This window comes from Lactiplantibacillus sp. C232, assembly GCF_023806725.1.
Lineage (GTDB): Bacteria > Bacillota > Bacilli > Lactobacillales > Lactobacillaceae > Lactiplantibacillus > Lactiplantibacillus plantarum.
The window spans coordinates 38,903-64,337 of sequence record NZ_JAMSKZ010000006.1; the positions used below are offsets into that span (position 1 = coordinate 38,903).

Consider the following 25,435-nt stretch of genomic DNA (forward strand, 5'->3'; position numbering starts at 1 on the left):
GATACTAAATTACGCAGCTTTCACATTCGTTAACACCGACTTCGCCATCGTCATCCGTAAAGGTCCGAATATAATAAATCGATTTGATCCCTTTGCGGTAGGCGTAGTTCCGTAAAATGTTTAAGTCCCGCGTGGTCATCTTATCAGTGCGACCATCTTTCCATTCGTATAAGCCAGCTGGAATAGTTGACCGCATGAAGAGGGTCAAGCTCATTCCTTGGTCAACGTGTTGTTGAGCAGCCGCATAGACATCGATAACTTTACGCATATCAGTATCGTATGCTGACTTATAATAGTTAATTGTATCATTAGATAGGTAAGGAGCGGGATAATAAATCTTACCAATTTTCTTTTCTTGTCGTTCTTCGACCCGGTTGATGATTGGGTGTAGGCTGGCAGTCGTATCGTTGATGTACGAGATTGACCCATTTGGGGCGACAGCCATCCGGTTTTGATGATAGAGGCCATCACGCATAACGGCTTCTTTGAGGGCTTCCCAATCAGCTTTGGTTGGAATGAAGATACCGTCAAACAGTGCAGTGGTCTTGTCATATTTTGGTTGCCAATCTTGGGTGGTGTACTTGTCAAAGTAAGAACCATCGGCATACTTGGATTTTTCAAAGTTAACGAAGGTTTCGTGACGTTCACGCGCAATTTCGTTAGAAGCTTTTAAGGTCCAGTAGTTTAAGAGTAAGAAGTAGATATTGGTAAAGTCAACGGCTTCTTTACTGCCGTATTCCATCTGATTCTTCGCGAAAAAGGCATGGAGCCCCATGGCACCTAACCCAATGGTATGGGCTTGACGGTTCCCTTTTTGGATGGAAGGAACGACGTCGACGTTAGAGTGGTCAGTAACAAAAGTTAACGCGCGCACCATGGCTTCAACAGAATGTCCAAAGTCTGGAGAGGTCATTAAGTTAACAATGTTAGTCGAACCAAGGTTACAACTAATATCAGTTCCCAATTTCTCATACTGTTGTTGGTCATCAATTAATGATGGGGTTTGCACTTGCATCACTTCTGAGCACAAGTTACTCATCACAATTTTACCGTCGATAGGATTTTCGCGGTTCGCGGTATCAATGTTGACGACGTATGGGTAGCCAGATTCTTGTTGTAACTTGCTGATTTCATTTTCAAGGTCACGCGCCTTGATCTTAGTTTTACGGATGTTCGGGTTCTTAACCATATTGTCGTATTCTTTGGTGATATCGACATATGAGAACGGTACCCCGTATTCGCGTTCAACGCCGTAAGGACTGAAGAGATACATATCAGCGTCAGCCTTGATCAACTCGTAAAACTTGTCGGGTACGGTGACACCGAGTGAAAGCGTCTTGAGCCGAATCTTTTCGTCGGCGTTTTCCTTCTTAGCAGAAAGAAAGGCAATAATATCTGGATGAAAGACACTAAGGTAAACGACCCCGGCACCTTGACGTTGACCTAATTGGTTAGAGTAGGAGAAACTGTCTTCTAATAATTTCATGACGGGTACGACCCCACTAGCAGCGCCATCGATATGCTTGATTGGATCACCGGCACCCCGTAAGTTGCTGAGGTTAATACCGACCCCGCCACCGATCCGAGAAAGTTGTAACGCGGAGTTAATCGTCCGGCCGATTGAGTTCATATCATCGGTCGATTGAATCAAGAAGCAAGAAATCAATTCACCACGCCGGGCCCGGCCAGCATTGAGAAAACTGGGGGTGGCTGGTTGATAACGTTGGTGAACGATTTCGTCGGCCAGGTCCATCGCCAAGTCTTCATTACCATCAGCAAAGTAGAGGGCGTTCATTGCCACACGGTCAATAAAGTTTTCCAAGTAATAGTCGCCATCATCCGTCTTTAAGGCGTATTGGGCATAAAATTTGTAAGCCGCCATAAACGTCTTGAAGTGGAAGTCTTGCGACCGCAAGTAATCGTAAAGTTTTTCGATAAAGCTAAAATCATACTTATCAATGGCAGGGGTTTCCAAATAGTCGTGTTCACGTAGGTAGTCAAAGCGCGCCTTAAGACTATCAAATTTCATCGTGTTCGGTTCAACATTTTGTTCAAGGAAAGCGGCAAGTGCCTCCTGATCCTTGTTGAGCGGAATCTGATTGTTAACGGGAATATTGATCTCATTATTTAAGTCGTAATACGTGACGTCTTTTAAATCTTTTAAGGTCATAAGGAATCCTCTTTCTATCAGTATAATTGTGGCTGGCAAAATCGACGACCCACAATCAGTAGGTTGATGATTGTGGGTCGTTTATCATATTTTAAAGGGTAAACCAGCTATGTAACCACGCAAAAAAGCGTGAACAAACTAAACAGCTAATTGTTTTAAAGCATCAGGACGGAAGCCGGCAATGCTGTCTTCGCCATTGATTTCAACGACCGGAACAGCATGGAAACCTTGATTCTTCAGGTAATCGACGTATTCAGGATTCGTATTGATGTTCTTCTCTTCAAAGGCAATATTGTGCGCCGTGAGGAACTTCTTAGTCATCTTGCATTGCATGCAGTTGTTTTTAGTAAATACAGTAACTTTTTTCATTTTTCATCATCCTAACTCGTTTTTCTGATAAATTTAGTATACAACATGTGGTGAAAAAAACAATCAAAAAACACAACATCTAGGGTGTGGTAAAAATCACAAGCCCTAGATGTTGTGCTAGTGTCAGCTTTTAACCGACTAAAAAGTTTTTTAAATTATTTGTGGTTCACTCGCTGAATCAGTTATCATAGATATAGACCAGAAATTTAGAGGAAAATAAATATGACCAACTATTATTATACACACAATCCGGATATTGTGCATGATGAAAAGCAATGGAATTTTGAAATTTTTAATCACTCGTTTAAATTTACGACGGACAACGGTGTCTTCTCCAAGCGTACCGTGGATTACGGCTCACGAACACTACTTGCAGCGTTTGATCCAACTGATTTGCCAGCGGGCCCAATGCTAGATTTGGGAACCGGATATGGTCCCATTGGGATGGCGCTCGCGTATCAATCACCCGAACGAACGGTTGATATGGTCGATGTGAACGAGTTAGCGCTAAGCTTAGCGCGTAAAAATGTTGCTTTGAACCAAATTACGAATACCAATATTTTTACGTCTGATGTCTATCAACAAGTGACCGCGACTAATTACGCGGCGATTGTCACCAACCCACCGGTGCGCGCAGGTAAGGCAGTGGTGGATGCGATGTTAACGGGGGCCGTTTCACGGCTAGTCGTTGGTGGAACACTCACCGTCGTTTTACAGAAAAAGCAGGGCGCACCATCTGCGAAGAAATTGATGCAAACGACCTTTGGTAATTGTCAGGTGATTAAGAAGGACAAAGGGTATTACATCCTACAAAGTGTAAAGGAGGGATAGTCGTGACGGAACCAACAGCGGAAGACTGGATGCAAGAAGCATTACATGAAGCGCGGATGGCCTACTTAATTGGCGAAGTGCCGATTGGGGCCGTGATCGTTCACCAGGGTGAAATTATTGGCCGTGGTCACAATTTACGGGAGCATGGTCAGGATGCAACGATGCACGCGGAAATTATTGCGATTCAGGAAGCTTGCGAATATTTGCATAGTTGGCGATTAGCCGATTGTCAGCTATATGTCACCTTGGAACCATGTTTGATGTGTAGTGGGGCTATTATTAATGCACGGCTACCTGAACTCTACTTTGGTGCCCGTGATCCCAAGGCTGGCGCCGTTCGTAGTTTGTATCAGGTGATGGATGATACCCGGTTAAATCATCAAGTAACGGTTCATGAACGCATCTTGGCACGTCCGGCCGGCGAGATGTTGGAAAACTTCTTCCGTGGGATTCGTAAACGGAAAAAGGCGGCTAAAAAAGCACGACGTGAAGCTGCTGAAAAAAATTAAGCCGATGGCTGGTAATTGTGGCGCAAATCATGTATTATAGTATTTGCCGCAAGGCCAAAAGGCAAGGGTGGATTTACGAATCGTGTCAGGTCCGGAAGGAAGCAGCACTAAGTTTGCTTCATCTTGTGCCTTTTGTTTTTATGAAATGTAACAGCTCTTAGCCATTCGGTTGAGAGCTTTTTATTTAAATTAAATATTGAGTGCTAGTTTTGAACGTGCTGATAGGTTGGTTTATTTTTATTTACCTATTATTATAGTAGTAATACGTTATTTGGGTGATGCTTTTCAGGCTGATAGTTAAAGCCACTGCTTGTTGAAGGAATAACCAAACGCCTAACAAAGGTGGTTAAAGGCCTGGGCATCGACTCGTTGGCAAGTGCGCTTAGATGCTTAATTTGCATAACCGACACTGATCGTTAGTGGAAGCAGCACAACCAGGAAGCTAACTGTTCAGGACGTTTAAACAATGGCTTATAATAAGTAATGATAACCAAAGTATGACTGATGTAAGAAAGGAAGAATCGCATGTATCGGGCACTATATCGGGTTTGGCGTCCCCAACGCTTTGATGAGATTGTCGGGCAACAGATGATTACCCAGACACTAAAAAATGCCATTATGACCCACCAGACGAGTCATGCGTATCTGTTTACCGGTCCCCGGGGAACTGGGAAAACGTCGGCAGCGAAGATTTTTGCCAAGGCAATCAACTGTCACCATCTTGTTGATGGGGAACCTTGCAATGAATGTGAGACTTGTACGGCGATTACCAAGGGGCAACTAAATGATGTCATCGAAATTGATGCGGCTTCTAATAATGGTGTGGAAGAGATTCGTGATATTCGGGACAAAGCGAAGTATGCCCCAACGCAAGCGGACTATAAAGTCTACATTATTGATGAAGTTCATATGTTATCGACTGGCGCGTTTAATGCGTTGCTCAAAACGCTAGAAGAACCCCCAGCTAACGTTATATTTATCTTAGCGACAACGGAGCCCCATAAGATTCCATTAACGATTATTTCACGGACGCAACGGTTTGATTTTCGGCGGATTACGGCTAAGGATAGCTACGATCGGATGGTGTACATCCTCAATGAGAAGGATGTGACCTATGATGAAAAAGCGCTACGCGTCATTGCAGCGGCTGCTGAAGGTGGAATGCGGGATGCTTTAAGTATTCTGGATCAAGTAATTTCGTTTGGGGATAACACGGTTACGTTGGATGATGCGTTAATGGTGACGGGAAGTGTGACCAAGCAGTTGCTGGCTAACTATGTCAGTGAGGTCACCGACCATGATACGAAGCCGGCACTAGAGACGATGCGACAAATCTTACAAGAAGGTAAAGATGCGAACCGTTTCATTGAAGATTTGATCAGTTATACGCGTGACGTGTTACTCTATCAACAGGCCCCTGAAATGGTCGATAGTGTGGCGATGGGCGAGGATGATCAACAATTTGAAGCATTTGCCAAGCAAATCGATGCTGAAGTCCTGTACCAAATGGTCAAGACGTTGAACGATATTCAACAACAAATGCGGTTCACGACGCACCCCGACGTTTATTTAGAAGTGTTGACGGTCAAGCTAGCTCAGTTGGATGGTCAAGCGGCCGTTCAACCGGTAGATGCGGCAACGGTCAATCCTGAAGATCCCACTGTGCATAAACTGGCACAACAAGTTGAACAGTTACAAAGCGAGGTCAAAACGTTACGTTCTCAAGGTGGTAGTGTCACTAAACCTGCACCGGCTAAGCCGCGGTCGAGTAATGGCCCGGTTGTTAAGAAGGTTAATGTCAGTCAGATTTATCCTATTCTGGGAGCGGCAACGAAGAATGATCTCATTAAGGTGCGCGATGTTTGGACTGATTTGATGAATATTTTGAGTGTGACGCAGCGGGCCCTAATGCACGTGGCCCAACCAGTTGCGGCCAGTTCAGAAGGTGTTGTGGTTGCGTTTGACTATGCGTTTGTTTATCAAAAAGCGATTGATGACCAGACCTTGATCGATGCACTCGGAAATGGTTTGGATCGGCTGATGGGACAGGCACCCAAGATTGTCTGTGTGCCTAAAGAACAGTGGCCACAAATTCGTAAGGATTATTTGGCCACTCACCAGCCAGGAGGTGCAACATCAGAGCAACAAGCACCGGCCAAAGAACCGGTCGTTGAAGAAGCTAAGAACATGTTCGGTGATTTAGTTGAAGTACAGCCGGACTAAAGACGAAAGGAACTGATAATTATGATGCGTGGAATGGGCAATATGCAAAGTATGATGAAACAAATGAAGAAGATGCAGGCGCAAATGACAGCCGAACAAGCGGCTTTAAATGAACAAACCTTCACGGGTGCGGCGCCAGACGACATGGTCAAAGTCACTTTTACTGGTGATAAGAAGATGAAGGATATTACGATTAACCCTGATGCTGTTGATCCTGATGATGTGGATATGTTACAGGACTTAGTCGTTGCTGCGGTGAACGACGCGTTGACTAAGGTCGATGAACAGACACAAAGTACGATGGGAAAATATACTAAGGGATTACAGTAAAAACGAGGTAAGTACATGCAGTATCCAGAACCAATTGCTAAGTTGATTGATAGTTATATGAAGTTGCCCGGCATTGGTGGCAAGACTGCGACGCGGCTGGCGTTTTATACAATTGATATGAACGGTGATGACGTCACCGAGTTCGCTAAGTCGCTGATTGCGGCCAAACGGGACCTGCATTTTTGTAGTATTTGCGGTAATATCACCGAAGATGATCCGTGTGTGATTTGTAAGGATAAGTCGCGTGATCAAAGCACCGTTCTGGTTGTTGAAGAGGCCAAGGATGTCATGGCAATGGAAAAGATTAAGGAATACAACGGGCTGTATCACGTCTTACATGGGGTATTGTCACCCATTGATGGCAAAGGTCCGGAAGATATCAACATTGCCAGTTTATTGAAACGGCTACAGCAAAATGAAGCCATCAAGGAAGTCATTATTGCCACCAATGCCACGCCTGAAGGTGAAGCAACAGCGATGTACATCTCGCGGTTAGTTAAGCCGGCGGGGATCAAAGTGACCCGATTGGCGCATGGCTTGTCGGTTGGTAGTGATATTCAATATGCGGATGAAATGACCTTATTCAAAGCAGTTGAAGGTCGCCAAGAAATGTAATTGGAGGTGCCACCATGTTTAAACGTAAACAGAAGATCAAGCATCCCAAGGAAGTTTTTGATGAACAGTTATTGTCGACCCTGAATGCCGCTAAGTTGGACTGGGACCGTGCGAAGCAGAACCAAGAAGCGGTCTATGATAATAATACGAGTGAACTAGTTACGCAGACCGCCTTAGCGCGTGCTAAGTATTTATATCTGTATCGTGAAGCACGTTTACGTCAAGTTCATGGGCAGACGATTCAGCGCTCGGTCATTGATAAATAGACTGTTAGTGATTTAAGAGATAACTTGTTTCAAAATAAAGACGCACGTCGTTGATTTTTGTAAATCTACGGCGTGCGTTTTTGATTTAGAACCCTAGCATTATTTTACCAGTTAATCTGTCATGCATTGTGATTAAGACATGCTAGGTGCGGCAATTGGAATAGAAGATGTGTATCTACTAATGAATAACAAACTAAAATCGGTATTTATCAATCGTGGGTAGTACTACCTAATAACTTTTTAGCAATTCACCGAATAAATCATTAAAACCACAATTGGTAGTAGCCGACCCACGTAAAAATCGTGAAAAAGTACCCTCACTAGTGGTAACCGTATTAGACAGGTACTCAAAAATCAAGTACAATTGCTACATATAAGAAAATAGATGGGATTGGGAATGTTGACAGGAAAATTAGTTACTTTTGAAGGGCCAGACGGTGCCGGCAAAACGTCAGCTTTAAACGCGATTGTGGCCAAATTACAGCCACAATTAGGGGATCGCTTAGTTGTGACGCGTGAACCGGGCGGGAATCAAATCTCAGAAGCAATTCGAAAAATCATTTTAGACCGTCATAATACGGCGATGGACGACCGTACGGAAGCGTTACTCTATGCGGCAGCACGGCGACAACATATCGTCCAAACCATTCAACCAGCATTGCAGAACGACCAACTTGTCTTGTGTGATCGCTACATCGATAGCTCGGTCGCTTATCAGGGGGCCGGTCGTGGTATTGGGGAACAAGCGGTTTATGATATGAATCAGTTCGCGACCGCGGGGTTAACCGCAGATTTAACGTTGTATTTTGACGTAGATGCTGCCGTTGGATTAAACCGCATTCAACAACATCGCCAAAATGAAATTAATCGCTTGGACGTGGAAGCCTTAAGTTTTCATCACCGGGTGCAAGCAGCGTATTTGAGATTACTGGCTGATCATCCTGACCGTATCAAGCGCGTCGATGCAAGTCAGCCATTGGACCAAGTTGTGACGCAGGCCTTAGAGATTATGGCGTCACAGTTACCGACTTATGTGGCATCCAAGGGAGGGGAAGACCAATGAAATTAATTATTGCAATCGTTCAAGATAAGGACAGTAACCGGTTGAGCAGCCAGTTCATTGAAGCCAATGTTCGGGCCACGAAGCTCTCAACGACGGGGGGCTTCCTACGTTCAGGTAATACCACTTTTATGATCGGTATTGATGATGACCGTGTGGATGAAGTTTTAGCCATGATTAAAGAAACGAGTCATGCGCGGGAACAGTTTATGACACCACCAGTCAATCTAGACGTGACGATGGATGGCGCAGCTGCCTATCCAGTTGAAGTTCAAGTCGGTGGTGCCACGGTCTTTGTTCTACCAATTGAACAATTTCACCAATTTTAATGAAGGATGATTATTAATGGCAACAACCGAGTCATTTGCGCAAACGTTAGCGGCGAAACAGCCCCGCTTATTAGCGGCATTTAAACACATCATCGCCCAGAACCATCTGGCCCACGCGTACTTATTCGCGGGGATGGAAGGCGCTGGACAACCAGAACTGGCCCATTGGATTGCGCAACGGTTGTTCTGCCTGCATATTAATGATGGTGAACCAGATGGCACTTGTGAGGAGTGCGTCCGGATTGCTAATGGGTCGCACCCTGATATTGTGACAGTGGCTCCCGAGGGTCAGCGAATTCACGTTGATCAGGTTCGTTACTTAAAAGCTGAATTCTCTAAGAGTGCGGTCGAAGGTAACCGGAAACTGTTCATCATTAATGATGCGGAGAAGATGACAGCGAGTGCTGCCAATAGCTTATTGAAGTTTATTGAGGAGCCAAGTGGTAACGTCACGGCCTTGTTATTAACGACTAATAAGCAACTGATGCTACCAACGATTATTTCACGAACCCAGGTGATCGAATTCCCACCATTAAATGCGCAGGCGTTACAGCAGACGTTTGAACAGGCCGGGATTGCGCCAAACCAAGCACAGATGTTACGGGGCCTGACAAATAGCGTGACCCAGGCGCAGGCGTTGCTAACGGATGATTGGTTACCACAAGCTGCGCAAGCATTGTGGCGGTGGTTTGACCAGGCTGTTAAGGGTGACCCACGGAGTTTTGTGGCTGTGCAGGTCAATTTAGTTGGTTTGGCTAAGGACGCTGACCATCAGCTGGTTATGTTGGATTTAATTGCGGCCTTGTTCCAAGATCTATTGCAATTACATTTTGAGGTGGCAACGACAGCGTTAACCTTTGGTCAGTACCAAAAAGAATTGGCCGGGTTAACGGCTGAAGTCAGCGATGAGCAGTTGATTGCGGCGACAGAACTAGCTTTAACGGCCAAGCGCCAGCTAGCTAGCAATATTAGTTTTCAAAATGTCTTAGAAGGCTTAACGTTAAAGTTATGGCCGATTTTTCAAACAAACGCTTAAATAAAGGAAAACGAGGGTGAGCGCGTGGATAAGCGTGATTTATACGATAGTTTCGGTGAAATGGAACAACAGATGCAACAAATGCTAGACAAAATGGCTAAGTTACGCGCCGATATGACAACGGTGTTAGAGAAAAACGCGGAATTGGTCATTGAAAATGAACATTTACGTGAACACATGGTCGAAATTGAAAATGAATTGCCGAAAAAAGCGGCTAGCACGACCACGCTCTCAAAGTCACGGCAAAACTTGGAAAAACTCTATGATGAGGGCTTCCACGTCTGCAACCAGTTTTACGGCAAACGGCGTGACGATGACGAATCCTGCGTTTTTTGTTTGGAAGTCATTTATGGTGAACGTGAACGCGCATAGTCGAAAAAGTCTGGGAGTAGTCCCAGACTTTTTGTGCTTTTCACCACGAGTCACTCATAGGAACAAGTCACGGTCGAGAGGATTGTTAGGAGGACGTTTTGGAAACACAACAAAGTTTTGCAGATCATGCGGGTATCGGGACCTTGTACTTAGTACCGACGCCAATTGGCAACTTACAGGATATGACTTATCGGGCAGTGGCGATGCTTAAAACGGTTGACCTAATTGCCGCAGAAGATACCCGGAATACCCAAAAGTTATTGAATCATTTTGAAATTACAACGAAACAAATTAGCTTTCATGAACATAACACCCAAGAACGGATTCCCCAGTTAATTGAAAAATTACAGACGGGCGTTAACTTAGCACAAGTTAGCGATGCGGGGATGCCGTCAATCAGTGATCCCGGCAAAGAACTTGTGGCAGCCTGCATTGCCGCGAATATTCCAGTCGTGCCACTACCAGGTGCCAATGCCGGCCTGACTGCGCTGATTGCTTCTGGCCTAGTGCCACAGCCATTTTATTTCTACGGCTTTTTACCGCGTAAGAAGAATGAACAAAAAGCTGATTTGGCTAAATTGGCTCGGCGACATGAAACAGTGGTCTTGTACGAATCGCCATTCCGTGTTGCCAAGACCTTGACCCTCCTAGCGACCGTCTGTGAAGGGACGCGGCCAATTGTGGCGTGCCGGGAATTGACTAAGCGTTACGAGGAATTCGCGCGTGGAACCTTGGCTGAAATGGTGACGTGGGCGCAGGATCATCAGTTAAAGGGCGAATTTGTCCTTTTGATCGGTGGTAATCCGGATAAGGATGAACCAGAAACAACGGATGAATTGGCACAGTTGCCAGTCAAAGCCCAAGTCGAAGCGTTGATTGCAGCCGGAGATAAGCCCAACGTGGCCATTAAGACGATTGCGAAGCGACGAAATATTCCCCGGCAAAGCGTTTATAATCAATTTCATGAACTAAATACCAACGATGAGGAGTCTTGATGAATGGCAACTTTAGGCGCAAATGCGAGTCTTTACAGTGAACAGCACCGGATTACGTATTATGAATGTGACCGCACTGGTCGCGCAACCTTAACGACATTAATTGATATTGCTGTACTGGCATCAGAGGATCAAAGCGACGCCCTTGGTTTAACGACGGAAATGGTGCAAAGCCATGGTGTCGGTTGGGTCGTCACGCAATATGCCATCGATATTACACGGATGCCCCGCCAAGACGAAGTCGTTACGATTGCCGTTCGGGGTAGTGCTTATAATCCATATTTTGCTTACCGTGAATTTTGGATTCGGGACGCAGATGGTCAACAGTTGGCCTATATTACGAGTATCTGGGTCATGATGAGTCAAACGACCCGGCGAATCGTAAAAATTTTACCAGAACTGGTCGCGCCGTATCAGTCGGAAGTCGTCAAGCGTATTCCGCGCTTGCCACGACCGATTAGTTTTGAAGCGACCGATACAACGATTACGAAGCCGTACCATGTCCGCTTCTTTGACATTGATCCCAACCGGCATGTTAATAATGCACACTATTTTGATTGGCTCGTAGATACGCTACCCGCGACGTTCTTGCTTCAACATGATTTAGTTCACGTTGACGTTCGCTATGAAAATGAAGTCAAGTACGGGCAAACGGTGACTGCTCATGCGAACATCTTACCGAGCGAAGTGGCCGATCAGGTCACGACGAGTCATTTGATCGAAGTTGATGATGAGAAGTGTTGTGAGGTCACGATTCAATGGCGGACTTTACCAGAGCCGATTCAGTAATTTGCTGGGTTGGTATTTACACTAGTGTGTTAATGATGTGGTCATGAGCGACTTGGTCGATTAGAACGCACGTTTTTATTAGAGTCGCTAGCGATTCAGTATGCTATGATTAATACATCCATACAGGGGAGGTTCATTATGTCAATTTTAGTTTTAGGGGGAGCTGGCTACATTGGTTCTCACATGGTTGATCGGTTAGTAGAACACGGTACGGACGTCGTGGTCGTTGATAATTTGGTCACGGGACACCGTGCTGCTGTTAATTCGGCGGCCAAGTTTTATCAGGGTGATTTGCGGGATGCGGATTTTTTGAATCACGTTTTTGATACTGAGGATATTGAAGCTGTCGTGCATTTTGCCGCCTTTTCAATCGTACCAGAATCAATGAGTAAGCCACTGAAGTACTTTGATAACAATACTGGTGGGATGATCACGTTACTTGAAACGATGCAGGCCCATAATGTGAAGCAAATCGTCTTCTCATCAACGGCCGCTACTTATGGGACACCTAAGCAGATTCCAATTAAAGAAACTGATCCACAGTTACCAATCAACCCGTATGGCGCCAGCAAGTTAATGATGGAACAGATTATGCACTGGGCGGACGTCGCCTATGGCATTAAGTTTGTCGCGTTACGTTACTTTAACGTTGCGGGTGCCAAGCCAGATGGCAGTATTGGCGAAGATCATGGCCCCGAAACACATCTGGTTCCAATCATTTTACAAGTTGCGCAAGGAAAACGCGATGAACTTAAAATCTTCGGCGATGACTATAATACGCCGGATGGGACGAATGTGCGTGACTATGTGCATGTTGTCGACTTAGCTGATGCACATATCTTGGCTTTGAAGTACTTGGCTGCAGGAAATGACAGCAATGCCTTTAACCTGGGTTCTTCAACTGGTTTCTCTAACAAACAAATGTTAGCGGCTGCTCGTGAAGTTACCGGGCAACCAATTCCAGCTAAGCTAGCACCACGGCGGCCTGGTGATCCAGACTCATTGGTTGCGGCGAGTGATAAGGCGCGTGACGTGCTAGGTTGGCAACCAAATTATGACAATGTTAACGATATTATTGAAACAGCGTGGGCTTGGACGCAGAAGCATCCCAATGGCTACGATGATCGTGACTAGTATCGGTTAGCTGATAATTGAAAGCGGCTTTGAAATCTCGTCAATAGATTTCAAAGCCGCTTTTGTGGTCGTCAAAAAAGGTGCATGTCAGGATTGAGTCCTTGGCACGCACCTTTTAGATTGATCAATGCAGTTAGCGGTGAAGTTGTTGATAATCACCGATAATTGTTAAGAGTCGTTGAATATCAGTTGTATCAACATCACCGATGGTACCAATTCTGAAGCTAGGGATATTTGAAACCTTCCCAGGATAAATGACGAAGCCGCGTTGCTTGATGAACTGATAGAAGTCAGCAAAATCAAAGTCGACGTTCGGGTATTTGAATGACGTAATGATGGGCCCTTGAATGGCTGGATCAATCACTAATTCAAAACCTAGCGCTTGTAAGCCGTCGCTAAGGAGTTGTTGACTAGCATGGTAACGTTGGTAGCGTGGTGTCACGCCGCCTTCTGCTTGCAATTCAATGAGTGCTTGCGCAAAGGCATGTACCACGTGGGTTGGCGAAGTGAAGCGCCATTTTCCTGGTTGCTTGGTCATGGCTTGCCATTGGTCGTAGAGATCTAGACAAAGTGAACGAGCGTTGTCAGCAGTGTGGGCCAAGGTCGCTTGTTTTGCAATAATGAACGCAAAACCGGGCACGCCTTGCACACACTTGTTGGCACTACTAATCAAGTAGTCACAATCCAATTCATCAATGCTAATCGGGACGCCACCTAAACTGGACATGGCATCGATGATCGTTACGATCTCGTGTTCATGCATGATAGGCATTAAGGCTTCGATTGGGTTGAGAATCCCAGTTGTCGTTTCGCTATGAACGGTTGCGAAGTGGGTAATCTCCGGATGATCAGCTAAGGTTGCTTCAATCCGAACCGGATCGACGGCTTCATCTTCGTTGAACACAACGTCGATATGTGGAATATCGTAATATTCTGCAATTTGACTGATCCGATGCCCATATGCGCCGTTAATGGCAATCATTAAAGTTGCATCGGTCCGTGGTACTGCTGTGCCAATGGTGGCCTCAACACCAAAACTGCCGCTTCCTTGTAGTAGGACGGTCGTATAGTTTTCTGGATTGGCTTGGGCCATAGCTAAGATTTGTTGCCGAATGGTTTCGGTGACGTGCCGATAGTCACTATCCCAAGTACAATAATCAATTTGCATTGCGTCCTTAACACTGGCAGTCGTACTGAGTGGACCGGGTGTTAGGAGTAAATAAGGTTGTTTCATAAAAATCGGGCTCCTTGTCTGCTAATGATCAGTGGCAACCGGTTGATTGATTTGATCAAGCAATGCCGGTAATTCAGCCATCGATTGTAAAATGTAATCGGCACCAGCGCGTTGATAAGCGGCAGTGACGTGGGCTCGTCGTTCAGCTTGTTCGGCGGGGCTAAGGGCGTTGAAGGCTAACTCCGAAAGTCCCATGATGTTGCTACCATCAATAATCCCTACAGAGACTGCGTCGGCGTTGTTGCCTTCTAAGATATCATTAACGGAATCCCCAATTTTCATGACGGTCGTTGGATCGGTGACTGTGAGCTGTTCAGCTGCTAACGCAAGCATTGCCGGCGCTGGTCGACCAACACCGCCAGTTTGTTCTGAAGTGATGTTGACGGCGGGACGATAGCCTTGCTTAGCTGCGATCGGTAAGACCAGGGCTAACATTTCAGCGTCATAGCCGGTGGTCGTGCCATAGCTGATATTGTGAGCGGTCAAATAGTCAATTACAGCTGACATGCCGGGCTTTAATTGTCCGAATTCAGTCAGGGAGCTAAGCAAGATTGCCTTGAAGTTGCTAAAGATTTGATTGCAGTCGTCTTCAGTCGGTAAGACTTGGAAACGCGCCTGCCAGTCGTTTTGAACGGCCGGTAAATCCATGATTTTATGGATATGGGTGTACTTATCTAGTCCCATATCTTGGCGAATCTCAGCTTCAGAGATTTGAATACCAACGTTGGCAAAGGCTTTTTGGAAAGCCACGATGGGCGCCCGGCTGCCATAGTCAATGGTCGTGCCGGCCCAGTCAAAAATTACTGCTTTAATTGTCATTGATGAAAACTCCTTTGAATTTACTTAGTTGTTCTTTAAGTAGTGGCCACGTAACCGCATAGAAACCAGTTCGAGCACGATTGCGACACCCAAGAGTAGGTAGACAATCAAACCAACTTCATGGAAATCGAAGTAGAAACTGCCAGCCATGAAGAGGTAGTAACCGATATCGTCAGCACCGGCTGCAGCACCAACGGCGACCGCATTGGCAAAGTTAATTTCAAACCGGATGAACGTCCAGCTAAGAAGTGCTGGAATGATTGACGGGAGAATGGCCTGAAAAACAATCGGCCAAAAACCCACGCCACTCGCCTTTAACGCTTCAATCGTATCTTGTGAGGTTTCTTCAATACTTTCAGAATAAGCCTTAACCAAGTACGCTACACTGTGGAAGGTCAAGCCGACCACGGCGGCACTAGCACCTAATCCCATGACTACGGAGTAAATTAACACCCATAAAATCGTTGGAATGGCACGAATAAAGGCCATGACTGCTTTAATACTAGTAGCTAACCAACTGGGTGCTAAGTTACGGGCAGCACCGACGGCAATGAAGAAGGCGATTAGCGCTCCTAACAAAGTCGTCAACATTGCTAATGAAACACTAGTCATTAGGGCCCGTAAGAGTTGCCCCAGTGTGTCTTGACCAACGCTAGGGTGTAAGAACATAGCATTCAGGTTGAGACCTAAGCTATGCAAAGCGTCAATGATGTTCAGGTTGGCATTATTGAGTGTGACTAATGAATAGACACTGATAAGCGTTAGGCCAATCATAACGGCTCGCAGGATTTTGCGGGGCCGAGTCACCAACGAAATCGACCGGGTTGGTGGTGCTGACGGTTGAAGTACTTGTGTTTTGGGTTGACTGTTTTCAATCATGCAATTGCCCTCCGAATTCGATTAGATGTCAATTCTAAAACAATGACTAAAATCGCAATTAACAAAACAATTAGACCAGCAGCGTCATAGCGGAACGCCTTAAAATAGTAGTCAAAGAGAAAACCAACACCCGTACCCGTCAAGAGTCCGACCAAGGTTGCGTCCCGTAAGTTGTTTTCAATCATGTAGAGAATCCAACTAGTCAAGGTACTAGCGGCTTCGGGTAACACCCCACAGAAGACACATTGGAAATAGTTGGCGCCAACGGCTTGCAGTGCTTGAAGCTTTTCGGCATCGAGGTCCTCAATAGTTTCAGTAAAGGCCCGTGTTAGATAGCCTAGCGTCATAAAGAACAGTGCCAAGAAGCCCGTAAAGTCACTCTGTTTAAAAGAAAACAGAAGAATCATCGCCCAAGCGACCACCGGAATATTACGTAAGAGTGAAGCACCAAAACGAATAATCCAGCGGAGGACAGGTGTTGGGGTGGTCGTCTTAGCACCGAGAATCGCAAAGATCAGGGCGAAGAGACTAGCGACCATGGTTGATGAAATTGCCACGAGCAAGGTCCGCCACAGCTGATAAAGAATCGGTCCCAGATAAGAAATCGAACGACTTGTCGGAATAAAGTTGGTAAACAACCACATTAAGCCCGCTGGAATCTTACTGATCGAAGCCCACGCCTGAAAATTAACGAGAGCCATGGATAAGACGTAGATGCCAATTAAAATGAGCAAAACAACTGATAATCGCAACCGACGTTGCTGAAAAAAGCGTTGCGGTGTCATTGGATTAGTTTTCATTGGCAGCCACCGCCGTTGATTGGTCAGGTTGGCGATAAATGTGTTGTAAGACCGCGTCGTCAACTTCATTAGTGGCGCCTTCGAAAACGATGGCGCCGCTGTTAATGCCGACGATATGGTCGGTGTACGCCATTGCGATATCGACCTGATGTAGATTAATGAGGATAATCAGTTGTTTTTCCTTTGCCAATCGCCGTAGAATGTCCATGACAATGGTCGTTGATTTGGGATCTAGGGAAGCAATCGGTTCATCACATAAAATCATCTTAGGATGTTGCATTAATGCCCGTGCGATCCCGACCCGTTGTTGTTGGCCACCACTTAATTGATCGCAACGTTGGTAGGCGTATTCTTTTAACCCTACTTCGTCGAGTAGTTGTAGCGCCTCTTGTTTTTCGGCGCTACTGTAAAGGCCGAGCATGCCAGCAACCGTTGATTTAGCGCCTAAGCGGCCATGCAGAACATTTTCAAGGGCCGTTAACGGACTGATCAGATTGTAGTTTTGGAAAATCATGCCGATATGATGACGAACTTTGCGTAATTCAGCTTTGTTCGCTTGACGAATGTCAGTGTCATCGAGCAAAATTTGACCACTATCATCGCGGATCAACTGATTGATACTCCGTAAAATAGTTGTTTTACCAGCACCAGACGGGCCGATGATGGCAGTTACTTCGCCCGGTTTAGCTGTGAAGTTGACTGCTTTGAGCGAATGCTTATTGGAACCATATGTTTTATCTAGCTGAATAACCTTGAGCATTGGCAAATCCTTTCATTGTGAACTAATGGTACGTGGTTTAGTAACCTACTAACTTATGCGTTGGCGCGTACCACTTGTCGGTAACATTAACTAATTTGGACTTTTCTGATTTCTTAGGGAACATCATTGGTGTCTTCGCATTTGGTTCAGAGAAGATCTTTTTGTTTTGGGCAAAGGACTTCGACGTGAACTCAGTGGCGATCTTCTTTTGATCATCCTTGCTGAGGGACTTGGTATTGTATACCCATGGGCCTTGTTGAACAGGCATCATGGCAATGTTAACGACCGACTTGCCGGCTAAACTTGTAAATGGCGCTTCGGCGTTATCCTTAACAGTGAAAGTTGAGCCGACCTTGTCCCATGATCCCTTGGTAACGTTTAAGTATGGCATTAAATCAGCATCATCAAAGGCAGCGACATCCGCATCCCCCTTGAGTAAGTTGACCGCGGAACCCTGATGAGAGCCACCATAGAGCACTTTACTAAAGAATGATCCGCTTTGAGTTAATTTATCTTGGTCAGCGGTTTTGATGTTGAATTCACGTGAGATTTCAGCCGTTGGTACTAAGAAGCCTGAAGTTGAACTATTGGAAACATAAGACATCTTCTTGCCTTTGACGTTCTTAATACTGTACTTACCGTTTTCTTCATACTTTTTGGCATCTTTTTGTTGTACCATTAAGTAGGAGTTATAAGTAGCGTCTTTCAAGGTACCTTTAGCATCAGATTGTGCGGCAAAAGGTACAACATCTTTGCTCTTGTGGTGTGCTTGGATATAACCGTTAGCCCCCATGTATGCGACTTGAGCTTTGCCGGATGCAATTGCTTGGATCGCAACGTTATAGTCGGTCGTGGTTTGTAATTTAACCGTCTTACCCGTTGCCTTTTCAACTGCTTGCTTAATGGCCGTACGGGAACCAGCAAAACTCTTGGCTGATTCGTTAGGATAGAAGACCACCGTGATGGTTTTGCTGCTATCCGTACTGCTACCACCAGATTTAGCACTGGTTCCGCTAGCGCAACCTGCGAGTCCTAAACCTAAAACCGAAATGAATGAAAGACCTAATAATGACTTACTAACTTTTGACATAGTTTCCAATTACCTCCAAGTAATTTTAGTTACTTGTGTAGCATAACAAGGTATTGTAAATGTGCGGACAAGGATTAGTGAAGTATATGTATAAGTTATGTAAATAATATTTACATTCGGTTTTCAATTCAGTGATTGGTAAGTATGAGTGGAAACTGGTCAGGATAGTTGTTGATTGTTTCTGGATTGAATTGGTTGGTTACTACCGTAAAGCTTTCAAAGTAAGTAAATTATGATAAGATATGTGAAGTAATTCAAAATGAGGAGTTTTTTAAAATTATGAAGTTGTTGGCGATTGATACTTCGAATCGGCCATTGAGTGTCGCGGTATTAGAAGATACCCAGATCTTGGCCACAACGACCACTAATGTTGGCCGTAACCACAGTAGTACATTATTACCAATTATTGAACAAGCCATGGCTCAAGCTAAATTGGCACCAGCTGATTTAGACCGGATCGTCGTTGCTGCCGGACCAGGGTCGTATACGGGGTTGCGAATTGGCGTGACGACTGCTAAAACACTTGCCTTTACATTAGATAAAGCCTTAGTTGGTGTATCGAGTTTGGCCGTGTTAGCTGGCAACATTGTGACGGAAGGCCAATTAGTGGCGCCGTTATTTGATGCGCGTCGTGACAACATCTTTGCCGGGTTATATCGGATTAAGAACCAGCGTCCAGTTGCCGTTATCGCTGATCAACATATCAGTGTGACCGAGTGGGGCCAACGATTAGCTAGTTATGATGAACCAATTACCTTTGTCGGCGCGGATGTCGATCAATATGCGGATGCTTTGCAGCAATCGTTAGCCAAGCAGTTCGTTCGTGCAGCCCCACAACTTGACTTGCCCCAAGCCGTAGTACTAGGTTTGATGGGTCGAACGCTGACACCCGTGAGTGAAATTCATAACTTTGTGCCGAACTATTTGCGTTTAACGCAAGCTGAACGTGATTGGCAAGCCAAGCACCCAGAAAAGGAACATGCGCCCTATGTTGAGAAAATTTAAGGAGTACTTTCAAAAAATGACCACCGGTGGCAATCAACGCCGCCAACGTGTATTGGCCATTCAAAATCACATCGTTAAAGTGGGCGAAGTCAATTACTATGTCTCACGCGCACTGATTACCGATGTGCCCGAGATGCTAGCCATTGAACGGGCCGTATATGCGGGACAGACACCGTGGGATGAAAATGCGTTTAAGACGGAACTTCGCCGACAGAGCGGTCGTTTCTATATTGTGATGCGTCATGAAGATCGCCTCGTCGCTTTTTGTGGTTGTGTCTTTGATGATCGCCGCCAAGATGCACATATCACCAATATTGCTGTACATCCTGATGTTCAAGGCCAAGGACTAGGCCATTTTATGATGCAAGTCATGATGAAGCGGGCGCGTAAGTTGCATTACCAAACGGTGACCCTTGAGGTTCGTTACAGTAATACGATTGCGCAACAACTTTACCGCGATTTAGGGTTTGAAAAGACTGGTATCAAGAAACGGTACTATTTTGGCGACCATGAAGATGCTATTGATATGACTTATCGTATTCCGGTAGCTACGGATGACTGAACGACAGCTTGTCGCCAGTACGCAGCTTGACGCGGGTCGGGCCGTCCAAGTTTGTTACCAGTTAGCGACATTAGCATATCCCGGTGGCGCACCTTGGCGGCAAGCGACGTTTGCGGCGGACATGGCGTTACCAACGGTACACTATGATTTATTACGGTGGCAGGATGAACTGATCGGGTTTGTCAGCCGCTCAACAGTGCTTGATGAGACCGAAATTACGAATATTGCAATTGATCCGGCCTATCAGCGTCAAGGGCATGCGCGGTGGTTATTAACAGCCTGCTTAGCACAATTATTGGCAGGGTCCGTATTCCTAGAAGTCCGGGCTAGTAATCTCGCCGCCCAGCGCTTGTATCAGCAATGCGGCTTTGACCAGATTGCCACGCGTAAGGAATATTATCATGATCCCGAAGAAGATGCGTGGATCATGCGTAAAATGATTAATTAAAAGGATGGGAACCGTGGAAAAACAAAACTTGATTTTAGCGTTTGAGTCCAGTTGTGACGAGACTAGTGTGGCAGTGATCAAAGATGGCCATGAGATTTTATCCAACGTGATTGCAACGCAGATTAATAGTCACAAACGGTTTGGTGGCGTGGTTCCTGAAGTTGCCAGCCGTCATCATATTGAACAAATTACAATTTGTATTGAAGCCGCACTTCAAGAGGCACACGTGACGTATGCTGACCTTGATGCTGTTGCCGTGACGTATGGCCCCGGTCTAGTGGGGGCACTGTTAGTCGGTGTTAATGCAGCTAAGACAGTGGCATACGCGCACCAATTACCGCTGATTCCAGTTAACCATATGGCTGGGCACATTTATGCTGCTCGGTTCGTTAAGCCGTTCGAATTTCCGCTAATGGCACTATTAGTTTCTGGCGGTCATACTGAATTGGTCTACATGCAAGCAGATGGGCAATTTGAGATTATAGGTGAAACACGTGACGATGCGGCTGGTGAAGCCTATGATAAAATCGGTCGGGTATTGGGTGTTCCATATCCGGCAGGTAAAGTCATTGACGAGATGGCACATGCAGGCCACGACACTTTCAAATTTCCGCGAGCAATGATTGATGAAGATAATTACGATTTTAGTTTTAGTGGGCTGAAGAGTGCGTTCATCAATACGGTCCATCACGCAGATCAAATTGGCGCGACTCTGGATAAGAACGATTTAGCGGCTAGCTTTCAGGCTAGCGTGGTTGATGTCCTGATGAGTAAAACGTTACGAGTCCTTAAACAATATCCAGTTAAGCAATTGGTCTTAGCCGGTGGCGTTGCAGCTAACCAGGGGCTACGTGAACGGTTACAACAAGATTTACCAGCCGCTTTCCCTGACACCGAACTAATCTTAGCGCCTCTAAAGTTATGCGGTGATAATGGTGCCATGATTGGTGCTGCGGGCTATGTTCAATATCAGCATCACCAATTCGGCGACGCGACGCTGAATGCCGATCCAAGCTTAGAATTTGATTGGATGCCAGGTATGTTGAAGTAATGAAGCAGTTATAAACGGGTGTGAAAAGACAGTCCTTTTCACACCCGTTTTAGTATCTTTTCATTAATTATGATTAAAAGAGGATGATTCCTAGAATCAAAAATGACCAGCTTAAGCCCGCTGGAAATAGTTCAAGTTAGTGTAAACTTGCTTAGTTAGTTCGTCCTACACCGACCTCCAGGCATTTCTGCCAATTGCCGGAACGTGGTGGGCACAGATTTGAGCCGAAAAACCACGTCTCAAATACTGGCCTTTCACTAACCAAGCACAGGACGCTTGCTAAGTGAAATTTCACCACTGGGCATTGTCAGAAACGCCTTCCAGTCGGGATAGCGTTCGAATGGCTGATAGGGGCGTACTCAACTTTTGCTGGATTTGTCGTTGTTTTTCATAAACGTTAATTTTATCAATCAACTGTCAGATTGAAAAGGTCTTGTGATAACTCACTATTTCTGAATTACCGTAGTAATAATTGAATATTTCGAAAAAGTGGAGAAGGCACTCTGATATTTGACTTAAAGGGTTCAGTATCAAAATAGCCAACGACAAATTGTACCGAGTTCAGTGGCCGTTCATCAGCCATTCGAGCGGCATCCCGACTGGAGGGGCTGGGTGACAATGCTCAGTAGCCAAATTATTCTTAGCTGGAAGTGGGTTCCTTCCGGCTTAGAATAAGACTCAAATCGACGTCGGCTTACGTTCCAGCAATTGTCACCCAGCCCCGGAGGTCGGAATCGGACGCGCATTGCTGACGAACAGGAACCCACCTAACCGGCACCTTTCAATCATGATTTATGCCGCGGATAGGGGCAAAATAATAGTCGCCTTAAGAATTATATTAATTCTTGAGGCGACTATTATTTTTATCTGATGAGTCATTGGAAAATTAGCTCAATTCTTCTAAAGCTTCAGCTTGTTCGGTCCATTCGGTTTCAACTTGTTCTTGTTGAGTATTGATGGCTTCAAGTTCTTTTTGTAGGTCTTGTAGTTTACCAACATCGGCCGATACTTCAGGTTGCGCCATTTCAGTTTGAATCTGTGTGGCTTGTTCATCTAAGGCAGTCATCTGTTCTTCCAGGGCGGCAACTGAGCGCTCGAGCTTGCGCTTTTCACGTTGTTGCTGCTTGCTGGCTTGGTAATTTTGCTGGCCTTTGGAGCGGGGAGCAGCAGTTGTGGCACTGGTTGAATCCGCTGCACCGGCTTCAGCAGCTTTTTCGGCCGCTTGGCTAGCAGCCGCAGCCGCGATTTCAGCTTGCTCTTGTTTCTTGTCGATGTAGTAGTCGTAATCACCTAAGAAGAGTTCCGTGCCTTCCGGAGAAACCTCTACGACACTCGTGGCGACTTGGTTAATGAAGTAGCGGTCATGTGACACGAACAAAAGGGTGCCGTCAAAGTCGTTGAGGGCGACTTCCAAAACTTCACGGCTATCGATATCCAAGTGGTTAGTTGGTTCATCTAAGATTAAGAAGTTGTCATTTTGCATGGCAAGTTTGGTCAACAGTAACCGGGCTCGTTCTCCACCAGATAGGGCATGAACGGGTTTATCAACATCTTCACCAGTGAAGAGAAAACTGCCCAAAATGGTACGAATGTCTTTTTCAGGAGTGGTGGGATGTTCATCCCAAAGTTCACTGAGGACGGTTTTTTTGTCGTTTAAATTACGTTGCTCTTGATCGTAGTAGCCCGTAACGACGTTGGTGCCAAAAACGGCCTGGCCTTTAATGAATGGAATCTGTCCCAAAATACTCTTTAGGAAAGTCGATTTTCCAATACCGTTCGGTCCAACAATGGCAATAGCTTCATGTTTCTTAATATTCAAGTTGTCGGGTTCCGAAAGAATCTGACCATCATAGCCCACGGCTGCATCTTTGACGGTCAACACAATGTTGCCGCTTTGTTTAGCCGCATGAAAGCCAAAGTGGGCAGTCTTCTCGTCACTATCAGGGCGGTCAAGGCGGTCCATCTTTGCTAACTGCTTACGCCGAGCCTGGGCCCGTTTTGTCGTAGAAGCACGCACGATGTTACGATTAACAAAGTCTTCAAGCTTGCTGATCTCCGCTTGTTGCTTTTCATAATGTTTCCATTGTGCTTGGATTCGAGCCGCTTTTTCTTGCACAAACTGGTCGTAGTTACCAGTGTAGTGCACCATTTCATGGTGTGATAAGTCATAGACTTCGTTAACGACCCGGTCTAAGAAATAACGGTCATGGCTAACGATTAGCAGCGCACCAGAGTAAGACTGGAGATAGCTTTCCAACCAAGTAAGAGTTTCGACGTCCAAGTGGTTCGTCGGTTCGTCAAGGATAAGCAAGTCCCGTTTTTCAAGTAACAACTTGGCCAAGGCCAACTGGGTCTTTTGTCCACCGGATAGTGCCGTCACCGACTTATCGTACACATCGGCGTCGAATTGGAAGCCGTGCAACACGCCCCGAATCTCAGCTTGGTAGCCGTACCCGTTTTTTTGTTGAAATCCAGTTTGAATCTGATCATAGGTTTTCAGGGTCTGTTGATAAGCCTGCTCATCATTCATGATTGCGGGGTCGCTCAATTGATTTTCGAGCTGGTGCATCCGTTTTTCGATGGCATGTAACTCAGCAAAGACACTACTCATTTCTTCCCAAATCGTATTGTTACTATCCAGTCCTTGGTCTTGCGCCAAGTAACCGATTGTTAAGCCCTTGCGCATTGAAATCTGGCCTTCGTCCGGTACCGTTTCGCCGGCAATCATTTTAAGTAAGGTTGATTTTCCGGCCCCGTTTCGACCGACGAGGGCCACCCGAGCGTGTTCTTGAATATCCATTTGTACGTTATCGAACAAGACATCGGCGCCAAAACGCCGCATAACTTGCTGTACTTGTAGTAAAATCACGCTTTATTAAGCTCCTTTCACATTTAATTCGTGACATAATTGTAGCATATTGTAACGGCCTGACCCAATTATTCGGAATAATAAGTAATTATTATTTCACAAAGTCACGCGTTATGCTAGAATAGTGTCAGCAAATTCACAAACTTTTAATTAGGAGGACACGTCCGAATGGCAGAAACAAAAATTCCACGGGCAACGGCAAAACGGTTACCGATTTATTACCGCTATTTAAATATCTTGCTAGATGCAGATAAGAAGCGGGTCTCATCGACCGAGTTGTCCGAGGCGGTTAAAGTAGATTCAGCAACGATTCGGCGAGATTTCTCGTATTTTGGGGCGCTCGGCAAACGAGGGTATGGATACGATGTTGAAACGTTACTTGCATTTTTCAAAAAGATTTTAAATCAAGACACCTTAACGAATGTTGCTTTAATTGGGGTCGGTAATTTGGGCCACGCCCTACTGAACTTTAATTTTCACAAAAACAGTAATGTCCGCATTTCAGCAGCATTTGATGTCAACGAGGCGATTGCCAATACAGTCCAAAGTGGGGTTCCAGTGTACCCAATGACGGAGCTCAAAAAGCAATTGATCGAACAACAGATTGAGATTGCTATCTTAACGGTGCCAACCACGGTTGTTCAGAAAATTACCGATGACTTGGTTGATGCAAACGTCAAAGGAATCATGAACTTTACGCCGTTACGAATCTCCGTTCCTGAGACAGTACGGGTTCAGAACGTTGATTTGACCAACGAATTACAAACATTGATCTACTTCATTGAACATTACGGTCAGCAATTAGGTGACAATGGTAATGACGATGAAAATGAGACTGAAGATTAATAACTCGCTTTATCTTTGAAATTAAATGGCTATAAAAAGGCTTC

Annotated in this window: 28 protein-coding genes and 1 other RNA gene; 19 read left to right on the forward strand and 10 right to left on the reverse strand. The window is 45.4% G+C overall.

Annotated elements, in window-relative coordinates; all coding sequences use genetic code 11:
- Positions 1 to 4 precede the first annotated feature (4 nt).
- Both nrdE and MZO41_RS07405 read right to left on the reverse strand, forming a co-directional pair.
- A complete protein-coding gene (gene nrdE, locus MZO41_RS07400; RefSeq protein WP_013355235.1) occupies positions 5 to 2,170 on the reverse strand; it encodes a class 1b ribonucleoside-diphosphate reductase subunit alpha in 2,166 nt (721 codons plus the stop codon).
- Positions 2,171 to 2,308: 138 nt separating this feature from the next.
- Entirely contained in the window at positions 2,309 to 2,539 is a 231-nt protein-coding gene (locus tag MZO41_RS07405) for a redoxin NrdH (RefSeq protein WP_003640952.1), read from the reverse strand.
- Between the two features lie 222 nt (positions 2,540 to 2,761).
- On the opposite strand from MZO41_RS07405, the gene MZO41_RS07410 reads away from it, so the two are divergent.
- The 14 genes from MZO41_RS07410 (at position 2,762) to galE (ending at position 13,028) form a co-directional block, all read left to right on the forward strand.
- The gene (locus MZO41_RS07410) at positions 2,762 to 3,370 is read left to right on the forward strand and encodes a class I SAM-dependent methyltransferase (protein WP_003640953.1); all 609 of its coding nucleotides are present in this window, start codon (positions 2,762 to 2,764) and stop codon (positions 3,368 to 3,370) included.
- 2 nt (positions 3,371 to 3,372) lie between these two features.
- Positions 3,373 to 3,879: a tRNA adenosine(34) deaminase TadA gene (gene tadA, locus MZO41_RS07415; RefSeq protein ID WP_003640954.1), complete on the forward strand. Its 507-nt coding sequence runs from the start codon at positions 3,373 to 3,375 to the stop codon at positions 3,877 to 3,879.
- 53 nt (positions 3,880 to 3,932) lie between these two features.
- Positions 3,933 to 4,019: signal recognition particle sRNA small type (ffs, locus tag MZO41_RS07420), an RNA gene on the forward strand.
- Positions 4,020 to 4,404: 385 nt separating this feature from the next.
- Positions 4,405 to 6,102: a DNA polymerase III subunit gamma/tau gene (dnaX, locus tag MZO41_RS07425; RefSeq protein ID WP_013355236.1), complete on the forward strand. Its 1,698-nt coding sequence runs from the start codon at positions 4,405 to 4,407 to the stop codon at positions 6,100 to 6,102.
- A 21-nt stretch (positions 6,103 to 6,123) separates the two neighbouring features.
- Complete coding sequence (locus MZO41_RS07430; RefSeq protein ID WP_003640956.1) at positions 6,124 to 6,432, forward strand: YbaB/EbfC family nucleoid-associated protein; 309 nt, start codon at positions 6,124 to 6,126, stop codon at positions 6,430 to 6,432.
- 15 nt (positions 6,433 to 6,447) lie between these two features.
- Complete coding sequence (gene recR, locus MZO41_RS07435; protein ID WP_003637790.1) at positions 6,448 to 7,047, forward strand: recombination mediator RecR; 600 nt, start codon at positions 6,448 to 6,450, stop codon at positions 7,045 to 7,047.
- A gap of 14 nt (positions 7,048 to 7,061) precedes the next feature.
- Positions 7,062 to 7,313, forward strand: a complete 252-nt coding sequence (locus tag MZO41_RS07440) for a YaaL family protein (RefSeq protein ID WP_003640957.1) — start codon at positions 7,062 to 7,064, stop codon at positions 7,311 to 7,313.
- Between the two features lie 397 nt (positions 7,314 to 7,710).
- Positions 7,711 to 8,376 (forward strand): dTMP kinase, encoded by a 666-nt coding sequence (tmk, locus tag MZO41_RS07445; protein WP_011101140.1) that lies wholly within the window; start codon positions 7,711 to 7,713, stop codon positions 8,374 to 8,376.
- Positions 8,373 to 8,702 carry a cyclic di-AMP receptor DarA gene (darA, locus tag MZO41_RS07450; RefSeq protein ID WP_003640965.1) on the forward strand — a complete coding sequence of 110 codons (330 nt, stop codon included), beginning with the start codon at positions 8,373 to 8,375 and terminating at the stop codon, positions 8,700 to 8,702. The genes tmk and darA overlap by 4 nt, the downstream gene beginning before the upstream one ends.
- Before the next feature lie 16 nt (positions 8,703 to 8,718).
- Positions 8,719 to 9,738 carry a DNA polymerase III subunit delta' gene (gene holB, locus MZO41_RS07455; RefSeq protein ID WP_013355238.1) on the forward strand — a complete coding sequence of 340 codons (1,020 nt, stop codon included), beginning with the start codon at positions 8,719 to 8,721 and terminating at the stop codon, positions 9,736 to 9,738.
- 24 nt (positions 9,739 to 9,762) lie between these two features.
- A complete protein-coding gene (locus MZO41_RS07460; RefSeq protein ID WP_003640967.1) occupies positions 9,763 to 10,110 on the forward strand; it encodes a DNA replication initiation control protein YabA in 348 nt (115 codons plus the stop codon).
- Positions 10,111 to 10,208: 98 nt separating this feature from the next.
- A complete protein-coding gene (gene rsmI / locus MZO41_RS07465; RefSeq protein WP_013355239.1) occupies positions 10,209 to 11,105 on the forward strand; it encodes a 16S rRNA (cytidine(1402)-2'-O)-methyltransferase in 897 nt (298 codons plus the stop codon).
- Positions 11,106 to 11,108: 3 nt separating this feature from the next.
- Positions 11,109 to 11,894 (forward strand): acyl-[acyl-carrier-protein] thioesterase, encoded by a 786-nt coding sequence (locus tag MZO41_RS07470; RefSeq protein WP_003640969.1) that lies wholly within the window; start codon positions 11,109 to 11,111, stop codon positions 11,892 to 11,894.
- A 138-nt stretch (positions 11,895 to 12,032) separates the two neighbouring features.
- The gene (galE, locus tag MZO41_RS07475; protein ID WP_013355240.1) at positions 12,033 to 13,028 is read left to right on the forward strand and encodes a UDP-glucose 4-epimerase GalE; all 996 of its coding nucleotides are present in this window, start codon (positions 12,033 to 12,035) and stop codon (positions 13,026 to 13,028) included.
- A 133-nt stretch (positions 13,029 to 13,161) separates the two neighbouring features.
- Here galE and phnW read toward each other — a convergent pair whose 3' ends face one another.
- Genes phnW through MZO41_RS07505 form a run of 6 tightly spaced genes read right to left on the reverse strand, consistent with a single transcriptional unit; the run spans position 13,162 to position 18,610 of the window.
- Positions 13,162 to 14,262 (reverse strand): 2-aminoethylphosphonate--pyruvate transaminase, encoded by a 1,101-nt coding sequence (gene phnW, locus MZO41_RS07480; RefSeq protein ID WP_013355241.1) that lies wholly within the window; start codon positions 14,260 to 14,262, stop codon positions 13,162 to 13,164.
- Positions 14,263 to 14,283: 21 nt separating this feature from the next.
- Complete coding sequence (gene phnX / locus MZO41_RS07485; RefSeq protein ID WP_013355242.1) at positions 14,284 to 15,081, reverse strand: phosphonoacetaldehyde hydrolase; 798 nt, start codon at positions 15,079 to 15,081, stop codon at positions 14,284 to 14,286.
- Between the two features lie 24 nt (positions 15,082 to 15,105).
- The gene (locus MZO41_RS07490; RefSeq protein WP_003640973.1) at positions 15,106 to 15,960 is read right to left on the reverse strand and encodes a PhnE/PtxC family ABC transporter permease; all 855 of its coding nucleotides are present in this window, start codon (positions 15,958 to 15,960) and stop codon (positions 15,106 to 15,108) included.
- Entirely contained in the window at positions 15,957 to 16,760 is an 804-nt protein-coding gene (phnE, locus tag MZO41_RS07495; protein WP_022638341.1) for a phosphonate ABC transporter, permease protein PhnE, read from the reverse strand. Before phnE ends, MZO41_RS07490 begins: the two co-directional genes overlap by 4 nt.
- Positions 16,750 to 17,520: a phosphonate ABC transporter ATP-binding protein gene (gene phnC / locus MZO41_RS07500; protein WP_003640975.1), complete on the reverse strand. Its 771-nt coding sequence runs from the start codon at positions 17,518 to 17,520 to the stop codon at positions 16,750 to 16,752. The genes phnE and phnC overlap by 11 nt, the downstream gene beginning before the upstream one ends.
- Before the next feature lie 37 nt (positions 17,521 to 17,557).
- Positions 17,558 to 18,610: a phosphate/phosphite/phosphonate ABC transporter substrate-binding protein gene (locus MZO41_RS07505; RefSeq protein ID WP_003640976.1), complete on the reverse strand. Its 1,053-nt coding sequence runs from the start codon at positions 18,608 to 18,610 to the stop codon at positions 17,558 to 17,560.
- Between the two features lie 279 nt (positions 18,611 to 18,889).
- On the opposite strand from MZO41_RS07505, the gene tsaB reads away from it, so the two are divergent.
- Genes tsaB through tsaD form a run of 4 tightly spaced genes read left to right on the forward strand, consistent with a single transcriptional unit; the run spans position 18,890 to position 21,676 of the window.
- Positions 18,890 to 19,615 (forward strand): tRNA (adenosine(37)-N6)-threonylcarbamoyltransferase complex dimerization subunit type 1 TsaB, encoded by a 726-nt coding sequence (tsaB, locus tag MZO41_RS07510; RefSeq protein WP_003640977.1) that lies wholly within the window; start codon positions 18,890 to 18,892, stop codon positions 19,613 to 19,615.
- Positions 19,599 to 20,177, forward strand: coding sequence for a ribosomal protein S18-alanine N-acetyltransferase (rimI, locus tag MZO41_RS07515; protein ID WP_011101142.1), 579 nt, complete (start codon positions 19,599 to 19,601; stop codon positions 20,175 to 20,177). Before tsaB ends, rimI (MZO41_RS07515) begins: the two co-directional genes overlap by 17 nt.
- Positions 20,170 to 20,625 carry a ribosomal protein S18-alanine N-acetyltransferase gene (rimI, locus tag MZO41_RS07520; protein ID WP_252129668.1) on the forward strand — a complete coding sequence of 152 codons (456 nt, stop codon included), beginning with the start codon at positions 20,170 to 20,172 and terminating at the stop codon, positions 20,623 to 20,625. Before rimI (MZO41_RS07515) ends, rimI (MZO41_RS07520) begins: the two co-directional genes overlap by 8 nt.
- A gap of 4 nt (positions 20,626 to 20,629) precedes the next feature.
- Positions 20,630 to 21,676 (forward strand): tRNA (adenosine(37)-N6)-threonylcarbamoyltransferase complex transferase subunit TsaD, encoded by a 1,047-nt coding sequence (gene tsaD, locus MZO41_RS07525; RefSeq protein ID WP_011101143.1) that lies wholly within the window; start codon positions 20,630 to 20,632, stop codon positions 21,674 to 21,676.
- 291 nt (positions 21,677 to 21,967) lie between these two features.
- Here the strand turns inward: tsaD and MZO41_RS16825 are convergent, their stop codons facing one another.
- Positions 21,968 to 22,090, reverse strand: coding sequence for a hypothetical protein (locus MZO41_RS16825; RefSeq protein WP_003640981.1), 123 nt, complete (start codon positions 22,088 to 22,090; stop codon positions 21,968 to 21,970).
- A 472-nt stretch (positions 22,091 to 22,562) separates the two neighbouring features.
- The gene (locus tag MZO41_RS07530) at positions 22,563 to 24,545 is read right to left on the reverse strand and encodes an ABC-F family ATP-binding cassette domain-containing protein (RefSeq protein ID WP_013355247.1); all 1,983 of its coding nucleotides are present in this window, start codon (positions 24,543 to 24,545) and stop codon (positions 22,563 to 22,565) included.
- Positions 24,546 to 24,713: 168 nt separating this feature from the next.
- On the opposite strand from MZO41_RS07530, the gene MZO41_RS07535 reads away from it, so the two are divergent.
- A complete protein-coding gene (locus MZO41_RS07535; RefSeq protein WP_003640983.1) occupies positions 24,714 to 25,391 on the forward strand; it encodes a redox-sensing transcriptional repressor Rex in 678 nt (225 codons plus the stop codon).
- The last annotated feature ends 44 nt before the right edge of the window (positions 25,392 to 25,435 follow it).